Source organism: Streptomyces sp. NRRL B-24572 (assembly GCF_002156145.1).
Taxonomy (GTDB): domain Bacteria; phylum Actinomycetota; class Actinomycetes; order Streptomycetales; family Streptomycetaceae; genus Streptomyces; species Streptomyces vietnamensis.
Genome location: NZ_MWIG01001210.1, coordinates 254 through 537, shown reverse-complemented (window position 1 = coordinate 537; position 284 = coordinate 254). Strand labels below are relative to the sequence as shown.

General features: G+C 73.2%; 1 pseudogene. It reads left to right on the top strand.

Features of this window, described 5'->3' with window-relative positions:
- Window positions 1–284: pseudogene (locus CCN56_RS43795) on the top strand (hypothetical protein); the annotation flags it as partial.

Here is a 284-nt window from a genome sequence, read left to right as displayed (position 1 = left end):
GGCATCCGCTGGGGGCCGACGGACCCGGCGCAGCGACGGGCGCGGTACGCGATCCTCTCGGGCATGTGGGGCTTCTTCTTCGCGATCTTCGAGATCCCGGAGCTGGCGCTGCTGCTCGGCGCCCTCGGCCTCTACTGGTCGATCAGCTCGCTGCGCGCGAAGCCGAAGGCGGCGGGAGAAGTGTCGCCGACATCACAGCCCCAGTCCTCGTCCCCGTCCCCTTCCCAGGCGGCTTCCCGGGCGGCTTCCTCCGAGGGGCAGCCGGCGGGGGCGACCGCCGCGAC